Genomic DNA, 1,091 nt, shown 5'->3' on the forward strand with positions numbered 1-1,091 from the left:
CTCAGCCGAACCAGGCGGCGACGTTTCCGGTCTGGCCGAGGATGGTGATGCGGTTGCCGCCGCCGAGGTCGAGGGTGGTGCCGCCGCCCTCCACGCGGGCCGAGCGGATCACCGCGCCGAGGTCGATGCCGGCGTCGTAGAAGCCCAGACGGTCGACACCCGCCTGGAAGTCCACCACCACCGACCCGCCGGAGTTGCGCCCGAAGGCGAACAGGTCCGCCCCGGCCCCGCCCCACAGCGTGTCCGCCCCGCCGTCGGCGAACAGCACGTCGTCGCCGGCCCCGCCGCTCATCAGGTCGTTGCCCGCCCCGCCGAACAGCGTGTCGTTGCCGTCCTCGCCGAACAGCGTGTCGTCGCCGTCGTCGCCGCTGGCCAGGTCGTCGCCCGCGCCGAGCCCGATCAGGTCGTTGCCCGCTCCGCCCAACGCCACGTCGTGGCCCGCCCCGGCGTTGATCGTGTCGTCGCCCGCCTCGCCGAACAGCAGGTCGTTGCCCGCCTCGCCGAACAGCAGGTCGTGGCCCGCCCCGCCGAACAGCGTGTCGTGGCCCGTCCCGCCGACCAGCGTGTCGTTGCCGTCCTCGCCGCTCAGCGTGTCGTTGCCCGCCTCGCCGAACAGCAGGTCGTTGCCCGTCCCGCCGACCACCGTGTCGTCGCCGACCCCGCCGAGCAGCGTGTCGTCGCCCTCGCCGCCGGTGAGCAGGTCGTCGCCCTCCTCGCCGCTCAGCAGGTCGTGGCCCGCCTCGCCGAACAGCAGGTCGTTGCCCGTCCCGCCGACCACCGTGTCGTGGCCGGCGCCGCCGAACAGCCAGTCGTCGCCCTCGCCGCCCATCACCAGATCGTCGCCGTCGTCGCCGTACAGCGTGTCGTTGCCGCCGGCGCTGGCGACCGTGTCGTTGCCGCCGCCGCCGTGCAGGATGTCGTCGCCGGCCCCCAGATACATGAACTGCTCGTGGTCGTCGCCGTAGACGATCTGCTCGCCGTCGCCGCCGACCAGCGTGGCGTTGCCGACCACCGCCGCGAACTCGACGTTGTCGAGCTGGATGGTCATCGGCCCGGCCACCGCCGTGGTGTTCAGCACCACCGCGGTGGGC

The 1,091-nt window shown here is 73.5% G+C and carries 1 protein-coding gene; it reads right to left on the reverse strand.

Annotated elements, in window-relative coordinates:
* Position 1: 1 nt before the first annotated feature.
* On the reverse strand, positions 2-1,091 hold a 1,090-nt coding region (locus ACFPMG_RS23335), incomplete at its 5' end, for a calcium-binding protein (protein ID WP_376997612.1).

Source organism: Azospirillum himalayense (assembly GCF_042657465.1).
Taxonomy (GTDB): Bacteria; Pseudomonadota; Alphaproteobacteria; order Azospirillales; family Azospirillaceae; genus Azospirillum; species Azospirillum himalayense.